General features: G+C 61.6%; 22 protein-coding genes. 19 read left to right on the forward strand and 3 right to left on the reverse strand.

What is annotated here, in order from left to right:
• Window positions 1–6 precede the first annotated feature (6 nt).
• Window positions 7–1530 carry an acetyl-CoA acetyltransferase gene (locus ACX3P1_RS08720; protein ID WP_459079174.1) on the forward strand — a complete coding sequence of 508 codons (1524 nt, stop codon included), beginning with the start codon at window positions 7–9 and terminating at the stop codon, window positions 1528–1530.
• Window positions 1527–2315, forward strand: a complete 789-nt coding sequence (locus tag ACX3P1_RS08725; protein WP_459079175.1) for an enoyl-CoA hydratase-related protein — start codon at window positions 1527–1529, stop codon at window positions 2313–2315. The genes ACX3P1_RS08720 and ACX3P1_RS08725 overlap by 4 nt, the downstream gene beginning before the upstream one ends.
• Before the next feature lie 35 nt (window positions 2316–2350).
• On the opposite strand, the gene ACX3P1_RS08730 is transcribed toward ACX3P1_RS08725, so the two are convergent.
• From ACX3P1_RS08730 to ACX3P1_RS08740, 3 genes are all read right to left on the reverse strand, one after another.
• On the reverse strand, window positions 2351–2998 hold the full coding sequence (locus ACX3P1_RS08730; protein ID WP_459079176.1) for an ABC transporter substrate-binding protein: 648 nt from the start codon (window positions 2996–2998) through the stop codon (window positions 2351–2353).
• A gap of 188 nt (window positions 2999–3186) precedes the next feature.
• Entirely contained in the window at window positions 3187–3957 is a 771-nt protein-coding gene (locus ACX3P1_RS08735; RefSeq protein WP_459079177.1) for an SDR family NAD(P)-dependent oxidoreductase, read from the reverse strand.
• Between the two features lie 191 nt (window positions 3958–4148).
• Entirely contained in the window at window positions 4149–5408 is a 1260-nt protein-coding gene (locus ACX3P1_RS08740) for an ABC transporter substrate-binding protein (protein ID WP_459079178.1), read from the reverse strand.
• Between the two features lie 272 nt (window positions 5409–5680).
• Between ACX3P1_RS08740 and ACX3P1_RS08745 the strand changes: the two genes are divergently transcribed.
• From ACX3P1_RS08745 to ACX3P1_RS08825, 17 genes are all read left to right on the forward strand, one after another.
• A complete protein-coding gene (locus ACX3P1_RS08745) occupies window positions 5681–7321 on the forward strand; it encodes an AMP-binding protein (RefSeq protein ID WP_459079179.1) in 1641 nt (546 codons plus the stop codon).
• A gap of 240 nt (window positions 7322–7561) precedes the next feature.
• A complete protein-coding gene (locus ACX3P1_RS08750; protein ID WP_459079180.1) occupies window positions 7562–8155 on the forward strand; it encodes a thioesterase family protein in 594 nt (197 codons plus the stop codon).
• A 1-nt stretch (window position 8156) separates the two neighbouring features.
• Entirely contained in the window at window positions 8157–8921 is a 765-nt protein-coding gene (locus tag ACX3P1_RS08755; protein ID WP_459079181.1) for a TetR/AcrR family transcriptional regulator, read from the forward strand.
• Window positions 8922–9422: 501 nt separating this feature from the next.
• On the forward strand, window positions 9423–10685 hold the full coding sequence (locus ACX3P1_RS08760) for an ABC transporter substrate-binding protein (protein ID WP_459079182.1): 1263 nt from the start codon (window positions 9423–9425) through the stop codon (window positions 10683–10685).
• A gap of 53 nt (window positions 10686–10738) precedes the next feature.
• Window positions 10739–11494: an SDR family NAD(P)-dependent oxidoreductase gene (locus ACX3P1_RS08765; RefSeq protein ID WP_459079183.1), complete on the forward strand. Its 756-nt coding sequence runs from the start codon at window positions 10739–10741 to the stop codon at window positions 11492–11494.
• Window positions 11491–12282: an SDR family NAD(P)-dependent oxidoreductase gene (locus ACX3P1_RS08770; RefSeq protein ID WP_459079184.1), complete on the forward strand. Its 792-nt coding sequence runs from the start codon at window positions 11491–11493 to the stop codon at window positions 12280–12282. Before ACX3P1_RS08765 ends, ACX3P1_RS08770 begins: the two co-directional genes overlap by 4 nt.
• A gap of 32 nt (window positions 12283–12314) precedes the next feature.
• Window positions 12315–13580 carry an ABC transporter substrate-binding protein gene (locus ACX3P1_RS08775; RefSeq protein ID WP_459079185.1) on the forward strand — a complete coding sequence of 422 codons (1266 nt, stop codon included), beginning with the start codon at window positions 12315–12317 and terminating at the stop codon, window positions 13578–13580.
• Between the two features lie 18 nt (window positions 13581–13598).
• Window positions 13599–15245, forward strand: coding sequence for an AMP-binding protein (locus tag ACX3P1_RS08780; protein ID WP_459079186.1), 1647 nt, complete (start codon window positions 13599–13601; stop codon window positions 15243–15245).
• Complete coding sequence (locus tag ACX3P1_RS08785; protein ID WP_459079187.1) at window positions 15242–15973, forward strand: SDR family NAD(P)-dependent oxidoreductase; 732 nt, start codon at window positions 15242–15244, stop codon at window positions 15971–15973. Before ACX3P1_RS08780 ends, ACX3P1_RS08785 begins: the two co-directional genes overlap by 4 nt.
• Window positions 15974–16018: 45 nt before the next feature.
• Window positions 16019–17215, forward strand: coding sequence for an acyl-CoA dehydrogenase family protein (locus ACX3P1_RS08790; protein WP_459079188.1), 1197 nt, complete (start codon window positions 16019–16021; stop codon window positions 17213–17215).
• 32 nt (window positions 17216–17247) lie between these two features.
• Entirely contained in the window at window positions 17248–18381 is a 1134-nt protein-coding gene (locus tag ACX3P1_RS08795; RefSeq protein ID WP_459079189.1) for an acyl-CoA dehydrogenase family protein, read from the forward strand.
• Window positions 18382–18397: 16 nt separating this feature from the next.
• Entirely contained in the window at window positions 18398–19192 is a 795-nt protein-coding gene (locus ACX3P1_RS08800; RefSeq protein ID WP_459079190.1) for an enoyl-CoA hydratase/isomerase family protein, read from the forward strand.
• A 1-nt stretch (window position 19193) separates the two neighbouring features.
• Window positions 19194–20015 (forward strand): VOC family protein, encoded by an 822-nt coding sequence (locus ACX3P1_RS08805; RefSeq protein ID WP_459079191.1) that lies wholly within the window; start codon window positions 19194–19196, stop codon window positions 20013–20015.
• Window positions 20012–20899 carry a branched-chain amino acid ABC transporter permease gene (locus tag ACX3P1_RS08810; RefSeq protein WP_459079192.1) on the forward strand — a complete coding sequence of 296 codons (888 nt, stop codon included), beginning with the start codon at window positions 20012–20014 and terminating at the stop codon, window positions 20897–20899. Before ACX3P1_RS08805 ends, ACX3P1_RS08810 begins: the two co-directional genes overlap by 4 nt.
• Window positions 20896–21888, forward strand: coding sequence for a branched-chain amino acid ABC transporter permease (locus tag ACX3P1_RS08815; protein WP_459079193.1), 993 nt, complete (start codon window positions 20896–20898; stop codon window positions 21886–21888). The genes ACX3P1_RS08810 and ACX3P1_RS08815 overlap by 4 nt, the downstream gene beginning before the upstream one ends.
• The gene (locus ACX3P1_RS08820; protein ID WP_459079194.1) at window positions 21885–22661 is read left to right on the forward strand and encodes an ABC transporter ATP-binding protein; all 777 of its coding nucleotides are present in this window, start codon (window positions 21885–21887) and stop codon (window positions 22659–22661) included. Before ACX3P1_RS08815 ends, ACX3P1_RS08820 begins: the two co-directional genes overlap by 4 nt.
• Complete coding sequence (locus tag ACX3P1_RS08825) at window positions 22648–23352, forward strand: ABC transporter ATP-binding protein (RefSeq protein ID WP_459079195.1); 705 nt, start codon at window positions 22648–22650, stop codon at window positions 23350–23352. Before ACX3P1_RS08820 ends, ACX3P1_RS08825 begins: the two co-directional genes overlap by 14 nt.
• The last annotated feature ends 10 nt before the right edge of the window (window positions 23353–23362 follow it).

The raw sequence follows: 23362 nt of genomic DNA on the forward strand, positions 1-23362 counted from the left end.
GCTGCGATGACACCTACCGAACGCATTCCCGTCATCATCGGAATTGGTGAAGTCGTGGACCGCCCTGAAGTCCTCGCCAATGCGGTGGAGCCGCTGGAGTTGATGGCCGAAGCGCTTCGGGCGGCGGAGCGCGACGCCGGCGGCAGCTGGCTTTCACGGCTGGATTCGCTGGTCGTCATCAATTCCGTCTCCTGGCCCTATCGCAATCTGCCGCAATTGCTGGCCGAAAAGACAGGGTGCAAGCCGCAAACCTGCATGCAGGGGCCAGTAGGGGGAGAAACGCCCGTCCGGTTCCTCAGCGAAGCGGCCGCCGCCATCGCAGGCGGGGATGATATTGTCGCCGCCATCGCAGGCGGGGAGGCCGCCCACAGCGTTGCGCGGGCGCGCAAGAGCGGCGAGCCATTGCCGTGGACGCCTCCCGACCCGCTTTGGAAGAACCCGCGCTCGCGCGAATATCTGCATCCGCTGGCCTGCGCCCATGGCGTTTCGGAGCCGGTATTCGTCTATCCCCTTTACGAAAACGCCACGCAGGCGGTGTGGGGCCAGACCCCACGCGAGGCAAGGGGGGAATCGGCGCTGCTATGGTCCCGCAATTCCGAGGTGGCCGCGCAGAATGAATATTCCTGGCTGAAGGGATCGAGGACTGCCTCCCAGATCGAGACGGCGTCGAAGGAAAACCGGCTGATCGCCTGGCCCTACCCGAAGCTGATGACGGCCAACCCGATGGTCAATCAGGGGGGCGCGGTGCTGGTGGCCAGCCTTGCGGCGGCGCGCGCGGCCGGCATCCCCGAAACGCAGCTCGTCTATTTCGTCTCCGCAGCCATCGCAACCGAGCCCCGCGACTGGCTTTCGCGCGACACCTATATCGGCTCGCCGGCGCAGGACGCCGTGCTCGCCAGCGTGCTGGAGGAGGCCGACGTCCGGGCCCGCGATCTGGATGCGATGGAACTCTATAGCTGCTTTCCCTGCGTGCCGAAAATGGCGCGTCGGTCGCTTGGGACCGGGCCTGAAAGGGCGATGACGGTGGCCGGCGGCCTCACATTTTTCGGCGCGCCGCTCAACACCTACATGACGCATGCCGCAGCGGCGATGGTGCGGCAGTTCAGGGGCCGGGCCGGGACGGGATTGCTGTATGGGCAGGGAGAGTTCGTGACCAAGCATTGCGCGCTGGTGCTGTCAGGCGACCCATCCCGGCGGCGGCCGACATTCGCTCTGTCTTCCGTGCAGGCGCGAGCCGACAGCGCGCGAGGGGCCGTTCCGCCCATCGTGACGAGCGCCAGCGGGCCAGCCGCCGTCGAAACCTTCACGGTCCTGTTCACCTCCGGGGGCGACGTCGAGAAAGGGGTGGTGGTCTTGCGGCTGCCTGGCGGGGCCCGCACGGTCGCGAGGGTTGCGCCCGACGACGAGGCGAGCCTTTCCGTCCTGATGGCGCTCGCCCGCTCGCCCGTCGGCCATGCCGGAGAAATTGTCACCGCTGCCGATGGCCTGCTGGAATGGCGCGCAGGGCCTATGAAGGAGATCGCAGGATGAGCACCGCCGAAAACCAGGCGACGCAGCTGGAAAGGCTGCCCGGCCATGTCGCCGTCGTTACGCTGAACCGGCCGCAGGCGCACAATGCGGTCGACGAGGCGATGCGCAGCGAATTGGGGCAGCTGGTTGCAGAACTGGAGGCCGATGGGGATATCCGCGCCGTGGTGCTTGCAGCCGCCGGCGGGCGCTCCTTCTGCGCCGGGGCGGACCTGAAGGTGGTGGCCGCCGGCCGCGCCGATTTCCTGTGGTCACCGGAGGGCGGCTTTGCGGGCATCACCCATGCGCCAAGGATCAAGCCGTGGATCGTCGCCATTGAAGGTGCGGCGCTGGCCGGCGGGCTTGAGATCGCGCTGTCATGCGACATGATCGTTGCCTCCCCGTCCGCATCATTCGGGCTGCCGGAAGTGACGCGCGGCATGATCGCCGCCGCTGGCGGCGTCTACAGGCTTCCCCGCTGCCTTCCGCGCGCCATCGCCATGGAGATGATCGCCACTGGCGAGCGCCTGGATGCGGAGCGGGCCTACCAGCTCGGAATGGTCAACCGGCTCGTCGCCCCGGGAGACGCCGTTTCGGCGGCGCTGGAGCTGGCGCGCGCCATCGGCCGCAACGCGCCACTTGCGGTCTATGAGAGCTTGTCGGTCGCGCGCATCGCAAGCGAGCATCCGCAGCAGGAAATGCGCGCAATGACCGACGCGGCGCGCCGACGCATCATGGAAACCAACGACTATCGCGAGGGACCGCGCGCCTTCATCGAAAAACGCCCGCCCAACTGGACGGTGACGTAACGGCGCATACCCGGCGGGGGAGGGGGCGTCCCTATCTACGCAGGAGCCGTCAGGAGAGGCTTCTTCCAGCCTTTTGATGCCCAGCGGCCCCAGCCTGACGCAGCCAGACGCCAAGCAAGCCGGAAAAAATGCCGCGCTTCGTGATGAAGCGCGGCATGCCTCAGCATGGCGATAGCGGCCCGGCTGGCCCTCAGAACTTGAAGGCGACGCCCGGCGTTGCCGACTCCAGCACCGTGCTCTCGTCGTAGAATGTGATGTTGTTGGCGGAAGAGCGGCTCCGTCGAACTCGGCCCCAAATTGGCGACCACGGCCTGACCGTATCCCTGGTGGTCTTCCGCGCGGATCTTGTAGGGCCCGGTGAGGGTTTCGAAGGTCAGCCCCTTGAATGCGGCGATCACCGCGTCGGTCTCGGTCGAGCCGGCTTTCCTGATGCCTTCCAGCAGGCCCAGCGTCGGGCGATGACCCATGCTCGCAGTCAGGCCAACCGGAGACTTGTCGCCGGTCATCTCGATATATTTTTCATAGACAGCCTTGGAGAAGGCGCCCGATTCAAACGGCTCCGCATCAGGATACCAGGCGCCGGGCGACCATATATTCTCGGGCGTATTCTGTTGCATGGCGCGGGCGATCACTAGGTCCGTGCCTCCCTCGCCGATGACGCGGAGCTTTTTGGTCAAGCCCACCGACCGGGCCTACTGCAGGAAGGCGATGGCCGGGCCGACGAGAATGCCGACATAGAGGCCTTCAATGTCGGAGTTCATGAAATTGGTGTGTCAAACCGGGACGAGGCGGTCCTCAACAATTGGAGGATTGGGTATCCATTACCTCCTTGGATTTATTCGTTGACGGGAATCGAGAGGCTCGCCATGCACTAAAGTTGCAGCCCGCCGTCGACAGCAAGAGACTGCCCCGTGATGAAGTTTGCACGATTAGAAAGCAAGAATAATGCGGCTTCCGCGACCTCCTCCGATCGCGTGAAACGCTTCATCGGGACTGACTTTCGGAAACGGTCGACGAGTTCGGGTGTCAATCCTTCTTCGATAAAGTCGCGACCGATGCCCTCCTCCAGAAGTCCGGGCGCAACACAGTTGGCCCGGATTCCATACCGGCCTTCCTCCTTGGCAAGGCCACGCACCAATGTTTCGATTGCAGCCTTGGGAGCGGCGGATAGAATGTCGCGCTGGGGCACCCTTTCTACCGCACAGGTCGTCACCGCAAGGAACGAACCTCCTCGACGTGTCTTCAAGTGCGGCAGGAAGGCGCTGAAGAGATTGAAGCAGCCATTCACGTCGGCGGAAAATGTGCCGGCCCATGCCTCAGGCGTCAAAGCGTTTATATAGGCCAGCGGGATCTTCGGTCCGGACGCATAAACCACGGAATGTACGGTTTTGAAGCGATCTAGTATGCCATCGGCGAAACTTGCGACACGCCTTGAATCGGAGAGATCCACGCATTCCGCATGAGCGATGCCTCCCGAACCCGTGATGGCCTCGACAACTTTGTCGGCAGCACCGCGATTTGATCGAAAGGTGGTCACCACGGGTGTGCCAGCGCGTGCAAGGGCGAGGCAGATTGCTCCGCCGATCGCACCGCTGCCGCCTGAAACCACCGCAACTCCCTCGGGGAATTGTTTTTCACTCATTTTCTGTCATCCATCGGAGTGTTTTGTCTTTGTATGGAAGCGAACACGCTGACCTTCGGTTCTAGTTGCATTTCCGACCAAGCAATCCGGCCTGGTGCAAAATGCTCTGAGCCGTGTGGCCGGAGTGAATTCACTCCGGCCACACGGCCAAGTAGGTAGATCCTCGCCGTCGGACGCCACCCAGAGAGCTTTCAGAGCTTGTTGTACTTAACAGGGATGCCAGGGGACGGCGGCTCGATCAAATCTGAACCTGCCACTTTGACCACGTCTTTCACTTCCCAGCCCGGTTCTTTGTCTCTTGGTCCAATGCCAACTAGGTTCATGTCGAGGATCGCTTGATGATCCTCCTTTCGGAACGTTCTCGGACCCATGGCTGTTTCGAAAGTCATCCCTTCCATTGCCGCAACGATCTTCTCTGTTTCCAGGCTGCCCGCTCGCCGGATGCCATTTGCATAGGCGTGAACGGCGGCATGTCCGTGCTCGAAATACCCCAGCGGAAACTTGTCGCCTGTGGCAGCCACGTATTCTTCGTAAAGCTCCTTTCCCATCGGGATGTCGGTGTAGGATCCGAAATACCAGTTCATGGCGGTCCAGAAGTTCGGGACCATACGCTTACCAAGTGCTTTCGGCACATTAAACTCGTTTGCGCCGTCAGCAATCGCCTTGAACTTCTCACTGATCCTGAAGTTGGCGCCCTGCGCGAGAAGGGTTACCGCATCCGCGCCATTCGTGCTGTTGAACAGGCCCGACGCCGAAGACCGCATGAGCGTGGACAGTTGCGGCTTGAAATCCGTCGCCCCGAATTTCGTGAGTACCGGATCGAGGATCGTCACGTCTTTCTTGGCGAGTTCGGGATAGTATGTGTTAAGGCCGTCACGAAAAGCGTCCCATGACGAAAACGCGTAGGCCGCATCCGGGAAGACACCGGTCCAAGTGGTTATCTCCGGATATTTTTCGGCCATGACGCGGGCAAGCGCCCGGTAGCGCATGTACGAATTGTCCGAAACGCGGAAGTAGTTGCCGACGAAGTTCTCGTGTGTAAGACTGTCTGCGATCGCCGCGCAGGAAATCAGTATCGCATTCGCATCACCTAGAAGTGGCATGATAGCAAGGACCGCAGCAGTCTGGATCGAGCCGAACAGAAGATGGATGTCCTGCCCGAATAGATCCTGTGCGCCAGCCACCGCTCCCGGACCACTCGCCTTGTCGTCACGCGCGACGATCTCGATTTGACGCCCGAGAACCCCACCGGCGCTGTTGATCTGCTTGGCAGCAATCTCAGCGCCAAGGCGCATGGGTGCCCCAAGGACCTCCTGAGCGCCGGAAAGTGGCGCAATACAACCGAGCCGAATGGGTGAGTTGCTATCTTGAGCGAATGCTGCGCCACCGGCGGAGAGCACGGCGCCCGCGCCCACTCCGGCTAGAAAGGTTCGGCGAGTTGCCTTTATCATTTTCCGATTCTCCTCCTAAGGAACACAGGTCTGCTCCGACGAGTTTTCAACCACGTCTGCTGTTTTCCGCTTCCTTTTGGGCCACGTTTACTGGGATCAAATACGAGCCGACACGATCAGAATGGGATCACCGCTTCTATATGTTGTCAACAAATTAGAATCAGAATTAGAATTTATTTCTGGGCTGATAGCGGGTATAAGGATTGACCCGCAATCTACGAACTGCGCCGGCACTCCCTCGCTGAAGGGCTGGTACCGAAGGAGAATGAAGTGTGACACCCAAGGCACGAGAGCGTTTTGAGGCGTCTGCAGCACGGTACCGGTCGACAGGTCTGTGGCGCGATGAGACCCTGGTTGAGCATGCGCAAGCGCGGTTGGCCGAGGATGCTGAACGGGTTGCCCTCATTGAGGGTGAGCGTCGCTGGACGTTCGGACAACTCTGGGGTGAGGCCGCCGCGGTCTGCACCTGGCTCTTGTATCGTGACATCAAGCGTGGAGATGTCGTCTCATACCAATTGCCAAACTGGTATGAGTCAGTCGTCCTCAATCTCGCCTGCGCGATGGGTGGGTTTATCGTAAATCCGCTCGTGCCGATTTATCGCGATCGCGAGGTTGGCTACATGCTTGCCGATAGCCGCAGCCGTGTTCTTTTCATCCCGAGCCGGTTCCGGCACTTTGATTATCTGGAGATGGTGCGGCGTATTCGGGGGAATTGCCCGGAGCTTTCCGAAGTTGTCGTGCTGCGGGGGCCGCAAGACGAGTTTACAAGCTTCCAGGAGTGTTTGGCCGGACCCGCGGCTGAACTGCCGCCGAAGCCATCACCGGATGATGTCAAGCTTGTCCTCTACACAAGCGGAACCACCGGTCGCCCGAAGGCCGTACTGCACACCCACAATACAATTATGTCGGAGATTGTGGCGGTCGCGGAATACTGGGATGTTCAACCACAAGACATCGTCTTTATGGCTTCGCCGGTCAGCCACATCACCGGCTATCTTTATGCGTTGGAGCAACCTTTCATCCTGCGCAGTTCTGCGGTGTTACTCGATGTGTGGAGTGGCGAGGAAGCGGCACGTCTCATTCGCCTCCATGGCTGCACGATTATGTTCGGCGCTACACCCTTCCTGAAGGAACTGGTGGATGCTGTGGAGCGTTCCGGTGAGCCGCTGCCATCTTTGCGTCTGTTTCCCTGTGGCGGTTCTTCAGTTCCCCCTCAGCTTGTTTACAGGGCCAGCAAGATACTTTCCAACTGCAAGGTCTATCGTATTTACGGCGCCACTGAAGTTTCCGGAGCAGTTGCGCTTGGCGCGCGTTGTGGCGACGTCCGACTGGCTGCGGAGACAGATGGCGAGCTTTGGCACTGTGAAGCGAAAATTGCCGATCCGGCAACGGGAACGGAGCTCGCGCCGGGGCAAGAGGGAGAAATATTGCTGCGCGGACCGCAGACCTTCATTGGTTATGGCGATCCCCGAGACGATGAAACCGCTTTCGATGACGAGGGTTTTTTCCGCACTGGCGATCTTGGCAAGATTGATCCGCCCGGCTTTATTGTCACCACTGGCCGGTCCAAAGATCTAATTATCCGGGGCGGTGAGAACCTTTCTCCGCGCGAGATCGAGGATTTACTCGTCCAACACCCGGCGGTGCAGGAAGTTGCCGTCGTGGCGATGCCTGACGAGCGGCTCGGCGAGGCGGTCTGCGCATTCCTTGTTTGCGTTGCCGGTGCGAATTTCGATCACTCGGAAGCTTTGCGGTATCTCCTAGAGTGCAAGCTTGCGAAACAGAAAATACCGTCCCGGATCGAACTGGTTTTCGAACTCCCTAAAACAGCGTCGGGAAAAGTCCGGAAGGACATCCTCCGAGCCGAGGCGAAAAGTTTTTCCGCCCCCGGAACATCTCCCCGCGCAAACTGAAAAGGAGGGCGTGGACGTTTCACCGCAACAATAGCGGACCATGATGGCTTGGCTTGCGGGTCTTCTCGGCCATAGCGCCGACAGGCCAGCCTTTAGCAGCGTCGCGCCGGTTGTGCGTCGAGCATCGGAAACTAAACCGGCTACATCTGTTGCAGAATTTGTCGAGCCGGAGTTTTGAATGGTCAGGCATTCCCGTTAAAGCCTGAACTACCCCGGGATTTGAAGTCGAGTATGTTTGCAATGCCTGAGATTCCGTCTGGTAGCAATCTGCTCCGAGAGTGTGATAATCGCGCACCGGAGGATATCGTGCAATTACCTGAAACACCGTCGCCGGATCGTCGTCTTCATCAGACGAGGCTCAAGGTTCGTCCTGAGTGGATTGATATGAATAATCACATGAACGCTTGCTATTATCTCGCCATCGTCAAAGAGCCTGCGATGGACGCTCACAACGCCTGGGACTATGGCGATGCTTTCCGCAAGCGGACCGGACAATCGAACTTCGTGATCGGCGCAGATGTGGCTTATCTGCGCGAATTGTTGCTGGGAGACGAAGTGATCGTTACAACGCGTCTGACCCATGTTGAGGATAAACGCATCCACCTTCTGTTTGAGATATTCAACGCCACCCGTAATTTGTTGGCAGCCTTGGTTCAGTACCGGATCCTCCACGTCCGGTTGGGATCGCCCCCCAAAGTTGCCGCTATGCCCGCTGATCTGAAGGAACGACTTCAGGAGCAATGGAGGCTGCATCGATCGGCTCCGCTACCGAGGGAGGTGGAGAGACTCAAAGGGTTTGATTGTCCGCGTGCAAGTTCGATGGATAAGGTCTGAAATGGGCTATAAGCGCACTGCATCTGCTTCCGGCAAACGTACTGCTCCCGCGGGGGCATCAACTCCGCACCGCGATTCAGTGCGAGCTGCCAGCAATGGATATGCCAAAGGCAAAATGCCCACGAAAGCGGAAATCACGCGGGCCCGGATACTCGATGCCGCCGCTTATGTGTTTCGCCACAAAGGTTATGCTCTGACGCGGCTGACTGATATAGCCAAGCGTGCGCGCACCCAGACAGGCAGCATCTACTACCATTTTGAATCGCGTGAAGCGATTGTCGCTGAGGTGCTGAGGATCGCGAACGAGCGCACCCAGAATCAGGTGATCCACGCCATTGAAGCGCTGCCGCCCGATGCTGATGTCCATGATCGGATCGCTGCAGCAATTCACGGGCACCTCGCCGTTGTCCTGTCGGGCGACGACTATACCTCCGCTCACATGCGCATCTTCGATCAGATCCCTACCAGTCTCCGCGAACACTTCCTGCAGGTGTTGGACGAAAGTTCCCAATTCTGGCGTTCTCTGTTGCAGGAAGCGCGGGCAAAGGGACAGATTCGTGACGACGTCGACCTTTCGGTAATTCGCCTCCTTTTGATCGGAATGATGAACTGGTCCGTGGAGTGGTATCGCGAAGGCCGTCTAGAACCGGCGCAGATTGCCGACCAGGTAACAATTCTGCTTTTTGAGGGAATCCGAAAGAAAAAAAGCGTGGAGGGTCCGCACCTTTCGGAGAGGGCCATGAGCGGCAGTGTGGGTCATTCTTGACATTTGAGATTGCGACGGAACCCGCGGGTTACGCCTTCAATCGAATTTTACGCGCATTGCGGCGCGTGCGCCCGCAATGGAAAAGTTGTCGATGATGATCTCGTGGCGCAAGCCGGCGGCGTTTTGATCCTGATCGCTTAGCCCGGATCATCCGTCCGGTTCGCAAGGCGTGGTCGCGTCCGGGCTCATTTTTTACGTGCCTGCCATCCACTGGCCTTCCGGAGGAGCAGCGTCATTCATGGTCGGTTTGCGTGCCTCAGTGCGCGCTTCATGCGTTCTGCTCGCAGCGAAGGGGCCGTGCGCAGCCGGAGGGCGCCAGTAGGCTCGACCTGTAGTGGAAGCTCTTGGAAATTATTGTCAATCGAATTCGAATTCGAATTCGAATTTAATTGACAGCGGGGTGCTGTCTATGCTGATGTGAGACCCTCACAGGAGGTAGGAGAGCTCGTGTTCGAGCGCGGTCCTGCATAGTTCAAGGCACTAATCAGGAGGATTTGACAAGTGTCGAGCATCACACGTCGCACATTGCTAGGTACAAGCGCAGCAGCCCTCGGCGCTGCCGCAACGAGCAGCTTCGCCACCAAGGCCTGGGCACAGTCCAAGGACCCGATCCGTATCGGTGTCCTCCTGCCGCTATCGGGTGCGCAGTCGACCTATTCCGCGGACTGCCAGTTGTCAGCGCAGATCGCGGTCGACCAGATCAATGCGGCGGGAGGTATCATGGGCCGCACGCTGGAGATCGTCTATCAGGATGACAAGGCGAACCCGAATGCGGCGATCGCCGCGGCGAAGGAACTGACCGGGCAGGGCATCAACCTTCTGATCGGCGGGCTGAACACGCCGGGCGCACTCTCTCTCGTTGGCATCTTGCCTGAGTCGAAAAGCGTGCTCATCACGATCGGCTCGGTAGCCGACTCGCTGACCCATGAGTCCTTCAACCGCAATTTCTTCCGCATCACCGACAGCGCCTATAGTCGCGCCCGGGCGCAGGCCCGTCTGGTGGCGGAGCAGCATCCCGAGATCACGAACTGGGGCGGCGTCCTGCCCGATGTGGAGTTCGGCCACGCGCTGTGGCGCTCCTTCTCCGCGGGATTGAAGGATTTCTATCCGAGTATTGCAAAGAAGGAAGTCGAGATTACGGACCCGGTTCTGTTCAAATGGGGTGCAATCGACTTCAAGAATCAGATTGCCAGCCTGATGCGCCAGCCGGTGGAAGGACTCTATCAGTCGCTGACGGGCGAGGACCTGCTGACAATGCTGAATCAGGCTCGGCCCTTCGGTCTGACCAAGAAGGTCAAGGTTTTCATGGATCTGAGCGGCGAGATACTCTTCGCCAAGATTTTGAAGCAGAACCTTCCGAACAATTTCTGGTCGGGAACCCATTGGTATTACGGGTCCTATCAGGACATCAAGGCCGGCCGCGATCTCTATGAGGCCTATGTCGAGCGTACGGGCGACAAGATCCCGACCGGTTATGTCGGCCCAGCACACATGGCGCTTCATGCCTATGCCAACGCGATTCAGGCTGCCGGCAGTACGGAAACGGATGCAGTGATCAACGCGCTGGAGAACATCCAGTTCGAGAGCGCCAAGGGTCCGCTTTCCTTCCGAAAGGAAGATCATCAGGTCGTCGCGGACATCAACATCATCAAGCTCGGCCCCAAAGACGAGGAGCCGGGTTGGGCGGTCGAGGGCGATGTGAAGCTCGCCAATGCTGAACTGCTCGGGGCCGCAACGCCCGGGAAGGTAATCGTCGTCGAGTAGTGAAACAGCATCGGCGGCGGTTTCGCTCGCCGCCGATTTCGGGAAGGCATAGAATGGCATTCAAGGGTTTGTCCGGAAAGATCGCCGTCGTTTCGGGCGGCGGTGGATCGCTCGGCTCCGCCGTCGTGGCGCGGCTGCTCGAAGAGGGCTGCGCCGTCGTGGCGGCCGACCTCAAGGAGGAGGCACTGGATGCGCTGAGCGCGCGCCATGCCGCCGCGCCTCTTGCTACAGTCTCGGCCGACATCGCGACGGAGGAGGGCGCGCAGTCGGTGATCGGCACGGCGGTGGAGGCATTCGGCGGTGTCGATCTTCTCGCAAATGCGGTCGGGATCCTCGGGCCGTCGGGGCCAATCACCAGCCTGAGCGCGGATGATCTCGATCTCGTCTACCGGGTGAATGTGCGCGGCGTCTTCCTGATGATGCGCGGCGCGTTGTTGGAAATGATCGAGCAGGAGCGCGGCGGCGCCATCGTCAACTTCGCCAGCGTCGCGGCGCTGAAGGCTCGCGCCGACCGCGCGCTCTACGGCGCCTCAAAGCGGGCGGTGGTGGCGCTGAGCAATTCCGCCGCGCTCGAGAACGCCCGGCATGGCATCCGCGTCAACGCGATCGCTCCCGGCGTCATCAACAGCCAGATGACGAGCGACCTTGCCGCCTCGGCGGGAGCTGGTGCATGGGGAAGCGGTTTGCGTGCCATCCAGCGCAATGGAGAGCCCGGCGAAGTCGCCGCGCTCGTGGCTTTCCTCTTGAGCGACGAAGCCAGCTACAACACAGGCGGCGTTTATACGGTCGACGGAGGGATCATCACGTGAGCGCGGAACAGTCCAAGGGACCGGCGGCACCGGCGACGACAACAGATTTCGCCGGCAAGCTCGCCGTCGTCACCGGCGCGGCGAATGGTATCGGCCGCGCCTCGGCGATCCATTTCGCCCGCAACGGCGCCGATGTCGTGGTCATCGACCTGCAGGAAGAGGCGCTCGGCGTCACGACTGAGGAGATCCGCCGGCTCGGCAAGCAGGCCCATCCGATAGTGGTGGACTGCTCCAAGCATGAGGCAATAGTCGATGTCTTCTCGCAGATAGAGAGGGATGTCGGCACGGTCGAGATCCTGCTCAACAACGTCGGCCAGAGCGCGCGCGAGCGGGCTTCCGAGTTCTGGTGCTCAGAGCCGGAGGTCTGGAACTTCATCATTAATCTCAACCTGATGTCGATGATGAGCTGTTGCCGCCAGGTGGTGCCCGGAATGCGCGAGCGCGGCCGCGGCAAGATCATCTCCATCGCCTCCGAAGCTGCTTATATGGGCTCCCAGGGCGTTGCCGACTATGCAGCCGCCAAGGCTGGTGTAATCGGCCTGACCCGTTCGCTGGCGCGCGAGCTCGCGCCGTTCCATGTGAATGTCAACGCGGTCTGCCCCGGCCCGATCCGCACCGCCGCGGCCGACAAACTCCCGATCTGGGAAACCTATCTCAAGGAAACGCCGATGGCCTTTGCGGGCGATCCGCAGGACATCGCGAATGCCGTGATCTTCTTTGCCAGCGATCAAAGCCGCTACGTCACCGGCCAATCGCTCATCGTCAATGGCGGGCGCTGGTGGAATTGAACCCTCAACAATTGTCGGAGGAGACAAAAAAGATGCGATCCATCACAAGACGTAGACTGCTCGGAGGCATTTCGGCGGGCGCCGCGCTCGCCGGCACTGGACTGAATTTCGGACCGGTCTTTGCGCAGGAAGGACCGATCCGGCTGGGCTTCCTTGGGCCGCTCTCTGGCGCTCAGGAAATTCTCGGCGCTCCGACGCTGCTTGGCGCGCAGATCGCGGCCGAGCAGATCAATGCGGTCGGCGGCATCAATGGCCGCATGATCGAGATCGTCGCGCGCGACGACAAGGCGACGGGCCAGGAGGCGGTGGCACAGGCGCAGTCGCTTTTCGGCGAGGGCATCAAGCTGATCTTCGGCTCGATCCAGACCGCCGTGGTTCTCGCGGTGGGGCCGCTGCTGCAGCAGAATGATGCGGTTCTGATCTCCTGCGCGGCCATCGCCGACAGCCTCACGCATGAGAGCTTCGTGCCAAATTATTTCCGCATCAGCGACAATTCCTACATGCGCTACCGGGGCTTGGCGCGGGTGATGGCGGAAAAGCATCCCGACATCACGAGCTGGACCGGCATCTTCCCAGACGCGGCTTATGGCCATCAGTCCTGGGATGGCTTCACCGATGGCCTGCGCGAGTTCTACCCGGCCATCGCGAAGAAGGACGTCGAAATCTCCGATCCGGTGCTCACCAAGTTCGGTGCGACCGACTTCAAGTCGCAGCTCTCGCCCTTGATGCGCTCCCCGGCCACCGGCCTCTTTAACAACACCAACGGCGCCGATGCCGTAACCCTGCTCGCCCAGGGCGCCAATCTCGGCATGAGCCGCAAGTTCAAGGCCATTGCCGACGGGGCCAACGAGTTCAACGTGCCGAAGGCGCTCGGCGCGCGCATGATACCGAACTTCTGGACCGCCATGCACTGGTATTTCGGCGGCTATCAGGACAACCCGATCGGCAAGCAGCTTTACGAGACCTATGTTGAGAAGACCGGCGACAAGTTCCCGCTCGGCTATCTGGAGCAGGGTCATGCCGCGGTGCTCGCCTATGCCAAGGCGATCGGGGCATCCGGTGGGACCGACGGTGCCGCGATCGTCAAGGCCATGGAAGGGATGGAGGTCGACACCGCCAAGGGCAAGCGCATCTTCCGCAAGGAAGATCACCAGGCCATTCTCGACGTCAACTACATCACCTTTGCGACCGGCGAGGGCGAGCAGAGCTGGAGCGTTTCCGACTTTGTCCGCTATCCGGGAGCGGAGATGATCGAGCCGCCGACCCCGGGTCAGGCGGTGGTGTTCAAGTTCAAGTAAGATCGGAGCTCGGCCGTGATGCGGCAGGACATTAGCGGATGGATGGTTCGCTGGGACGGGGAACGGGCGCAGCAGCTGAAGGCTGAAGGCGCCTGGGCCGACAAGACGATCGTGGACTATGCTCGCGAGATCCAGGCCAGCACCCCTGACAGGGTGCTGGTGGTCGACCGGGACCGCGCCTTCACCGTCACCGAGCTGCTCGGTGAGGCGGAGAAGCTTGCGGCCGCGCTGGTGAAGCGCGGCTACAAGCCGGGCGAGACCGTCTCCTTTCAGCTGCCGAACTGGTATGAAAGCGTGGTGGTAAGCCTTGCCGCGGTGATGGCCGGGCTCATCGTCAATCCGCTGGTGCCCATCTATCGCGACATGGAAATCGGTTTCATGCTGCGCGACTGCCGCAGCCGGCTGATCTTCATTCCGTCCAGCTTCCGCAAATTCGACTATGTCGAGATGATGCGGCGGGTGGTTTCCACGCTGGAGCGGCCGGTCGATGTCATCGTACTGCGCGGCGACGCCGGCGACTTCATCTCCTATGAAAGTCTGCTCTTGGAAGGGGAGGGTGGCGCGGCGTTGCCGCATGCCGATCCCGACGCGCTCAAGATGATCATGTACACGTCCGGCACGACGGGCCGCGCCAAGGGCGTCCTGCACAGCCATAACTCGATCCAGGCCGAGAACCGGATGCGGCTCACGCATCTCGACCTGAAACCTGGCGAGGTCATGTTCAATCCCTCGCCGGTAACCCATGTCACCGGCGCGCTCTATTCGCTGATGCTGCCTTTCACCTGCGGCATCACCACCGTGATGCTCGATGTGTGGGAGGCCGAGCTCGGCCTCGAAATGATGCGCAAGCGCAAGGTGAACGGCATCGTTGCCGCCACGATCTTTCTGCAGGGCCTCGTGGAGGAGGCGAAGAAGCGGGGGGTGTCCCTGCCTGACCTGCGCTTTTTCCTGTGCGGCGGCGCGCAGGTGCCGCCGGATCTGGTCCGCGAGGCCGCGCGCGTCTTTTCGAACTGCGTCCCCTCCCGCATCTACGGCTCGACGGAGGTACCCTGCATCACGGCCGGCGTAAACAGCCGCGCAGATCTCGAACTGGGTGCCTCGACAGACGGCCAGGTCTGGAAGGCGGATGCGAAGATCGTTGACGTGGCAACCGGCGCCGGTCTGTCGAAGGGCGAGGAAGGGGAGATCGTGGCCAAGGCGCCCCAGATGTTCCTGGGCTACGCCCATCCGGAGGACAATGACGATGCTTTCAATCCCGACGGATATTTCCGTATGGGCGATCTCGGCCGCATTGTAGACGACGACTTCATCTTGGTCACCGGCCGCAAGAAGGATCTGATCATCCGGGGCGGTGAGAATATCAGCCCGAAGGAGATCGAGGACATCCTGTTCAACCATCCTTTCATCGCCGACATCGCTATCGTCGCGATGCCCAATGCACGTACCGGCGAAGCGGCCTGCGCCTTCGTGATTCCGCGCGAGGGCCAGTCAATCGATCTAGCCGAGATCAAGCGCTACCTGATCGAGGTAGGCACGGCGATGCAGAAGATCCCTGAGCGGCTGGAAGTCGTCAGCGATCTGCCGCGCACTAGCGTTGGCAAGGTGCGCAAGGATATCCTGCGCCAGAAGGCCAAGGACCTCGTCGCTGCGGAGGTCGCGGCATGAGCGGCGGCAGGCTTCAGGGGCGCAGGATCGTCATCACGGGCGCTGCGGCCGGCATCGGACGTGCCACGGCGGAAATCTTCGCAGCGGAGGGCGCGCAACTCGCGCTGCTCGACCAGGATGCGCAGGCGCTGGCTGGCCTTGCCGGACAGGCGATTGCAGTCGATGTCAGCAGCGAGCCTTCGGTGGCAGAGGCCATCGAGCACGCGGCTTCGGCCATGGGCGGCATAGACGGGCTGGTCAATGTGGCCGGCGTCTTTCCGGTCGCCTCTCTCGAAGAGACGACGTTGGCCCTCTGGCAAAAGACGCTTGCCGTCAACCTGACCGGGCCCTTCCTTGTGGCCAAGGCTGCGCTGCCGCATCTCAAGGCGGCGGAAAAGGCGACGATCGTCAATCTCGCTTCCGCTTCGGCGATCGTGCCGTTCAAAGAGCTATCCGCCTATGGCGCCAGCAAGGGCGGCATCATCACTCTGTCCAAGGTCTGGGCGTCGGAGTTGGGACCGAAGATCAGGGTCAATGTCGTTTGTCCGGGCATGACGCGCACGCGCATGGTCTCGGACTGGCACCCCGACGAGGACCGGCTGACCGAGACCGCGACAGCGACCTATGCGCTGCAGCGGATTGCCGAGCCCGTCGAAGTGGCGAAGGCGATCCTGTTTCTCACTTCAGATGAGGCAAGCTTCACCACCGGCAGCACGATGATGGTCGACGGCGGCCGAACTTTCTACTAAGAATTCGAAAAAGAATCCGAATTCGAAAAATTGGCGGAAAACGAGATGGACCTGAAGTTCACGCAAGCGAATGAAGCCTTTCGCGAAGAGGTACGTGCTTTCCTGCGCGATGCCGTTCCTGCGGACATGGCGCGCCGGACCCGGCATGGTTCGCACACCCCTCGGGAAGACCTCCAGCGCTGGAACCGGATGCTCTACGAGAAGGGCTGGTCGGCGCCGCACTGGCCGAAGGAATATGGCGGCACCGGCTGGCCGCCGCTTCACATCTATCTTTTCGAGGAGGAATGCGCCGCAGCCGACGCGCCCTTTCTCAGCTATTTTGGCCTGCGCCTGATCGGGCCGCTCCTCTATACCTTCGGTACGGACGAGCAGAAGAAGCGCTATATCGACGATATCCTCAGCGGCGAGACCTTCTGGTGCCAGGGCTTCTCCGAGCCTTCGGCCGGGTCGGACCTCGCAGCCGTCAAGACGACCGCCGCCAAGGATGGCGAGGGCTATGTCATCAACGGCCAGAAGCTCTGGACCACCGATGCGCATTTCGCGGACAAGATGTTCTGCCTGGCCAAGACGGACCCGTCGGTGAAGCCGCAAAAGGGCGGGCTCACGATCTTCCTCTTTGACATGAACCAGCCGGGCGTCACCGTGCGCCCGATCTACACGCTGGACGAGGGGCACAGCGTCAACGAGGTCTTCATCGACAATGTGCGCGTCACTGAGGCGGACATCCTCGGCGGTGAGACCGGGCGCGGCTGGGACCAGGCGAAATTCCTGCTCGGCCATGAGCGCGTGACCAATGCGCAGGTGCCGCGCTCCAAGCGCGACCTCGCGCTGCTCAAACAGATTGCGCTGTCGGAGCAGGAAAACGGCGCACCTGTCTTCGATCAGCCCGACATCCGCCAGCGCATCGCGCAGCTGGAGATCGACGTACAAGGCCTTGAATGGTCCGTGCTGCGCGAACTCTCGCAAGGCCATGGCGCGAAATCCGCTCCGATCGCCTCCGGCCTCAAGATCATCGGCAGCGAGATCCAGCAGCGGATTTCCACGCTCGCGGTGGATCTTGTCGGCGCCAAGGGCCTCGCCTTCCACGCGGATGGTGAGCAGACCAACGACTTTCCGGCCGATGCGCCGAACTATGTGCCCGGCCTTTCCGCCCGCCAGCTCTTCATGCGCGCCGCCACGATCTACGCCGGCGCCAACGAAATCCAGCGCACGATCATCGCGAAGCAAGTCTTCGGGATGTGAACGCAAAGACCGATTGATCACGAGGTTTCGACTTGGACTTTTCCCTGACTGACGAGCAGCGCCTGCTCCGCGACAGCGTCGCGCGCTTCGTTGCTGATGACTGCGATTTTCAGACGATGCGCGCCCAGCCGGCCGAGAACGGGCTGCGCCCGGAGCATTGGCAGACCTTCGCCGAGCTTGGCTGGCTGGCGCTGATGGTGCCGGAGGAAGCGGGAGGTCTTGGCGGCAGCCTGGAAGATGCGGCGCTCGTGTTCGAGGAACTCGGTAGGGGGCTGGTGGACGCGCCGCTGCTCTCGACCGCCGTCCTCGCCGCCTATGTCGTTTCGCAAGGGACGGACTTCGCCGATCGGGGCGCGGTGCTGGAAGGCATCGCGGGCGGCGAGCGGCGCATCGCCCTTGCGCTGGAGGAATCCAGCTCGCGCTATGACCCGTCGGTGGTGGGCAGCGTCGTCGAACCCAACGGAGCCGGCGGCTATGGCCTGCGTGGCCGCAAGATCATGGCGCTCGACGGGGCGAGCGCGGACAGCTTCCTCGTATCGGCCCAGATGCCGTTGGCCGATGGCAGCACCGGCATTGCCATCCTGCTCGTTCCGGCCGATGCGGAAGGGCTGGATGTGCGGCGCTACCGGCTGATCGACCGTCGCCACGCCGCCGATCTCGGCCTCGACGGGGTGCATCTTGCGGCGGACTGCGTGGTGGTGCCGCCGGAACAGGGCCTGGCTGTCCTTCGCGAGACCGTCAACCGCGCCTCCGTCCTGCTCGCGGCAGAAGCGCTCGGCGCGATGGAGGCCGCGATGAACATGACGGCAGACTATATCCGCATGCGCCGGCAGTTCCGCCGCCCGCTTTCGGACTTCCAGGTGCTGACGCACCGCGTGGCGGACATGTTCGTCAAGGTCGAGAATGTCCGCTCGATGATCCTGCGCGGGCTTTCAGCCATGAATGGTCCCGTGGAAGAGCGCGACGCCGCCGTCTCCGCCACCATGATCACCGCTATCCAAGCGGGCGAATTCGTTACCGCCAATGCGGTTCAGCTGCATGGCGGTGCCGGAATGGCCGAGGAAAACGTCGTCGGACACTACTACAAGCGCCTGCGCGCCATCGCGAAAAGCCATGGCGACCTGCACTTCCACATGAAGCGCTATATGCGCGCGCTAAAGAACTGAAGTCGAGGAGTGAAAGATGAAGCTTAATGAATTCAATGCCTTGCAGGTTAGCGTGAAGGATCGCGTCGCGACGATCACGTTGAACCGGCCCGATACGCTCAACGCCGTGAATGGCGATCTGCACCGGGAGTTGAAGCATGTGTTCCGCGCCGTCGCCGATGATCCGGATTCGGACGTCGTCGTGCTGACCGGCGCTGGCCGCGCCTTCTGCTCGGGTGGCGATCTCGACTGGCTGCAATCCCTGATCGACAATGGCGGCAGCTTTAACGCGATCATCGAGGAGGCGAAATCGATCGTCTTCTCCATGTTGGAGATGCCGAAGCCGATGATCTGCCGCATGAATGGCGATGCGATCGGCCTCGGTGCTACGCTCGCGGTCTGTTCGGATATCGTGATCGCCGACGAGAATGCACGCTTCGGCGATCCGCATGTGCGCGCCGGACTTGTTGCGGGCGACGGCGCTGCCGTGATCCTGCCCTTCATCGTCGGCTATCTGCGCGCCAAGGAGATGCTCCTCACCGGCACGATCATGAGCGCGCGCGACGCGCATGCGATCGGCCTCATCAACCATGTCGTGCCGACAGAGGAACTCGATGAGCGTGTCGATCTCATCGCCGGGCGCATGCTGAATGGCGCCACGCAGGCGATCCGCTTCACCAAGATCGCGATCAACCGGACGCTTCGCAGCTTCGCGCAGGAGCAGATGGACACGCTGATGGCCTATGAAGCCCTATCTGCCCGCACGCGCGACCATGCCGAGGCGGTTGCCGCCTTCCGCGAAAAGCGCAAGCCGCAATTCACGGGGCAATAGGATGGGTGATCCGATCCGCCTGCGGCAGATCTGCCTGCTCGTGCCGGCGCTGGAACCGGTGATCGACCAGCTTATCGCGGTGATGGGGCTGCAGGTCTGCTATGGCAAGGCAGACCTCAGCAGATATGGCGTGCCCTATACGCCGCCTCCGACCCATCAGGCCGCCTTCTTCCAGAAGCACGGACTGGCAAGCGCGCTTCTTCCCATAGGCGACACGTTCCTGGAACTCGTCGCTCCGTTGCGAAACGACACGCCGGCGGCCCGTTTCCTCGATCGGCGTGGTCAGGGTGGCTACATGGTCATCACCGAAGTCGGCACGATAGAGCCGTTCCGCGCGCGGATCGACGCGCAGGGCGCGCGGCTCGCCGGCACCGTCGATTATCCGACATATAATGAGTTGCAGGTCGACCCGCGCGACGTGGGCGCCTCCATGTTCTCCTTCTCGCTGCAGAAGGAGGGAGAACCCTTTGACGGCGGATGGTTTCCCGCAGGCGCGAACTGGCAGGAAAAGGCAGCGCCCGGCTTCACCGCTATCCGGCGCGCGGAAATCTCGGCGCGCGATCCCGCGGCTGTTGCGGCCCGCTGGGCGACGCTGATCGGCCGGCCGGCGGAAGCTCAGGCCAACACATATGTCATCACGCTCGACGGGCGGTCCGAGATCCGCTTCGTGCCCTCCACCAATGGCCAAGACCGGCTGACGGCAATCGACGTGCAGATGGACGGCTTCGCAGAGGCTCTGTCGAAGGCACGCAGCGCGGAATTGTCGGCGGACGAGACCATGATCACTATTGGCGGCATCAATATCCGGGAGGAACGATCATGAACCTGGGCTTGATCGATGTTGCATTCGCGCTGATCAATGGCATGGCGACGGGCATGGCGATCTTCCTCGTCGCGGCCGGCCTGACGCTGATCTTCGGCATCCTGAAGATCCTGAACTTCGCGCATGGCGCCTTCTTCATGGTTGGTGCCTACCTGTCCTACACGATCATCGGCAGCAACCCGTCCTCCATCTGGGTTTTCATCCTGGCGGCGCTGGTCGGCGGCGTGATCGTTTCCGCACTTGGCTATGTCACCGACCTCGTGGTGCTGCGCCGGCTGCGCAATGTGGACGAGGCATTCATGCTGATCGCGACCTTCGCGGTCCTGATGGTCTGTACCGGCGTCGTTAAGCTGATTTGGGGCGTGAACTACGCTTCCATCAATCCGCCGCCCGGCCTTGATGGTGCGCTCATCATCGGGGATCTTTTCATCCCTTCCTACTCGATCTTCGTCATCGTGGCGGGCGGGCTGATCTATGTGCTGCTCGACTTCGCGATCCGTCGCACCTGGATCGGCAAGATGCTGCAGTCGATCGCCGTGGACAATTGGATGGCGGGGCTGCTCGGCATCAACGTCCCGCTCGCGCTGAGCGCGACGGTTATCGCCAGCTTTTTTCTTGCAGGGCTTGCGGGTGGACTGTTGCTGGCCAACCAGACCCTGTCTCCGATCCTGGGCGACAGCTATCTCCTGCTTGCCTTCATGGCGGTGATCATCGGCGGTCTGGGCGACGTGCGTGGCGCCTTCATCGCGGCGATCATGCTCGGTATCATCGAAAGCGGCAGTTCGCTGATAATGCCCGAGATGCCGGGCATGGCGACCTATCTCTTCGTGATCTTCTTTCTTCTCGCAAAGCCCCAAGGGCTATTTGGAGGGCAGAGCATATGACCGGCCTCAAGATACTCGCCGGCCTCGTCTGTGCGCTGGCCTTCGTCACGCTTCCCTATTGGGCGAACCAGGGCATCATGTTCCTTGCTGGCCTTGCGCTGATCGAGATCGTCTTCGCCCTGGCCTGGAACCTACTCTTCGGCTTCACCGGCCTTGCGAGCTTCGGTCATGCGGCCTTCTTCGCCATCGGGGCGTATCTGACCGGCTACATGCTGAAGGCGGCGCTCGGCGTGCCTTTCCTGCTGCTTCTGGTGGGTTCGGGTGTGCTCGGTGCTGTGGCGGCGGGGCTGATCGGCCTCGTCCTGTTACGCCGCACGACCGGCCTCCATCTCGCGATTTTTACGCTGGCTCTGGCCGAAGTGCTGCGCGTCTACATCGGCTACAGCACCACGCTTGGCCGCGAGGACGGTTTGGCATCGATCCCCCGACCAAAGCTCGCCCTCGGTTTCACGATAATCGATCTCACCTCGGGCAATGCCTATTACTGGTTCCTCTGCGTGGCGACGCTGATCCTCGGCGGCGTCATGTGGGTGATCTGCCGCGGGCCCTTCGGGCGCGCGCTGGTCAGTATCCGGCAGGATCCTGAACGCGCCGCCTTCATGGGCATCAATGTGCGCGGCTACCGGCTCGTCGCCTTCGTCATCTCCGGCGGCATGTCGGCCATCGCAGGCGGCCTTTATGCGCCCTGGGCCCAGATCGTCACGCCGGAAACCGGGCACTGGATTCACTCCACTCAGCCGATGCTCGCATCCTTGCTTGGCGGCGCGCACTCCTTCTGGGGACCGGTCATCGGAACGGTGATCTTCTCCGTGGTGAACTATTCCACCCGCAACCTTATCGGCCTCTCGGAAGTGGTGATCGGCGCCGTGCTCCTGTTCATAGTGCTGGCGGCACCGAACGGGGTGGTCGGCTTGCTCGGCCTAATCCGGCGCAAGTTCTTCCGGAGCAAGGCCTCGGCTGGCGCCGTCGAAGCGCGGAGCGCATCATGACCAATATCCTCGAAGTGAAGGACGTCCAGAAGAGCTATGGCGCACTCAAGGTGATCAAGGGCGTGACGCTGGATGTGGTGCAGGGCGAGACCTTCGCCATCATCGGACCGAACGGGGCCGGCAAGACCACGATGTTCAAGGTCATGACGGGCGAGGCCAAGTTCGAGGCGGGCAGCGTCCACTACAAGGGGGAGGACATCTCTACCAAGTCCGACTATGAACGGGTGCGCCTCGGCATCGGTCGTACCTTCCAGGTGGCGCGGATCTACCCGGACCTCACGGTACTGGACAATATCGTCGTCTCGATCGAGGCTCGCCGGCGCACGCGCGGCGAGCAGCCGCCGCGCTGGTTCCAGGTCCCTGCGCGCCGCGACATCGTCGCCGAGGCGATCGAGTACCTGTGTGAGCTCGGTCTTGCCGAAAAGCGCGAGATGGAGGCTCGCTTCCTTTCACATGGTGATAAGAAGCGTCTGGAGCTAGGCATCGCGCTCGCCGGCATGCCCGAAGTGCTGATGCTGGACGAACCGACAGCCGGCATGTCGCCGCAGGACCGCGTAGCCACCACTGAACTCATCATGCGCCTGCGTGACGAGAAGAAGATGACGGTTGTCATTACCGAACACGACATGGACGTGATCTTCGAACTGGCGACGCGGATCCTCGTGCTCAATCACGGCGAGGCGATCGCGGTCGGCACGATTGACGAGATTCGCGCAAATCCGATGGTGCAGGACGTTTACCTCGGCAAGGAGATGTATCGTGCTGAAGGTTGACAAGATTGACGCCTTTTACGGCGACAGCCAGATTCTGCATGCGGTTTCGCTTGCGGTCGAGGATGGCGGGCGCGTCGCGGTCGTCGGGCGAAACGGCGCGGGCAAGTCCACGCTTTTGAAGAGCATCATGAATGCCGGACCGGCCGTGAAGGGCAGGATTTCCTGGCAGGACGCGGAATTCGGCTCGATGCCGACCTTCAAGCGCGTGCGCCAGGGGTTAGCGCTCGTTCCAGAGGACCGCCGTATCTACAAGCATGTCACCGTACTGGAAAACATGGCGATGTCCTCCTACGGCGTGCGCCGAGGCGAGAAGCCGGTCGATCCGGATGTGCTGATCGAGCGCTTCCCCATGCTGCAGCCGATCCGCGACCGGCCGGGCGGCCAGCTATCCGGCGGCCAGCAGCAAATGGTGGCGATTGCGCGGGCGATTGCGGCACGGCCGCAACTCCTCATGCTGGACGAGCCGACGGAGGGCCTTGCGCCGGTGATCATCGAGCAGCTCGCCAAGGACATTGTCGGCATCTGCGCCGAGACCAAGGCCGGCCTCCTCCTTTGCGAGCAGAACCTTTGGTTCGCGCGCCAGTGCACCGACCGGCTCTATGTTATCGACACCGGCCAGATCGTCTTCGAAGGCGACTGGAAGGCGCTCGACGCAAAGCCTGAGCTCAAGAGCCGCTATCTCGCGGTCTGAACGGACGATC

This window comes from Mesorhizobium sp. A623 (assembly GCF_054489405.1).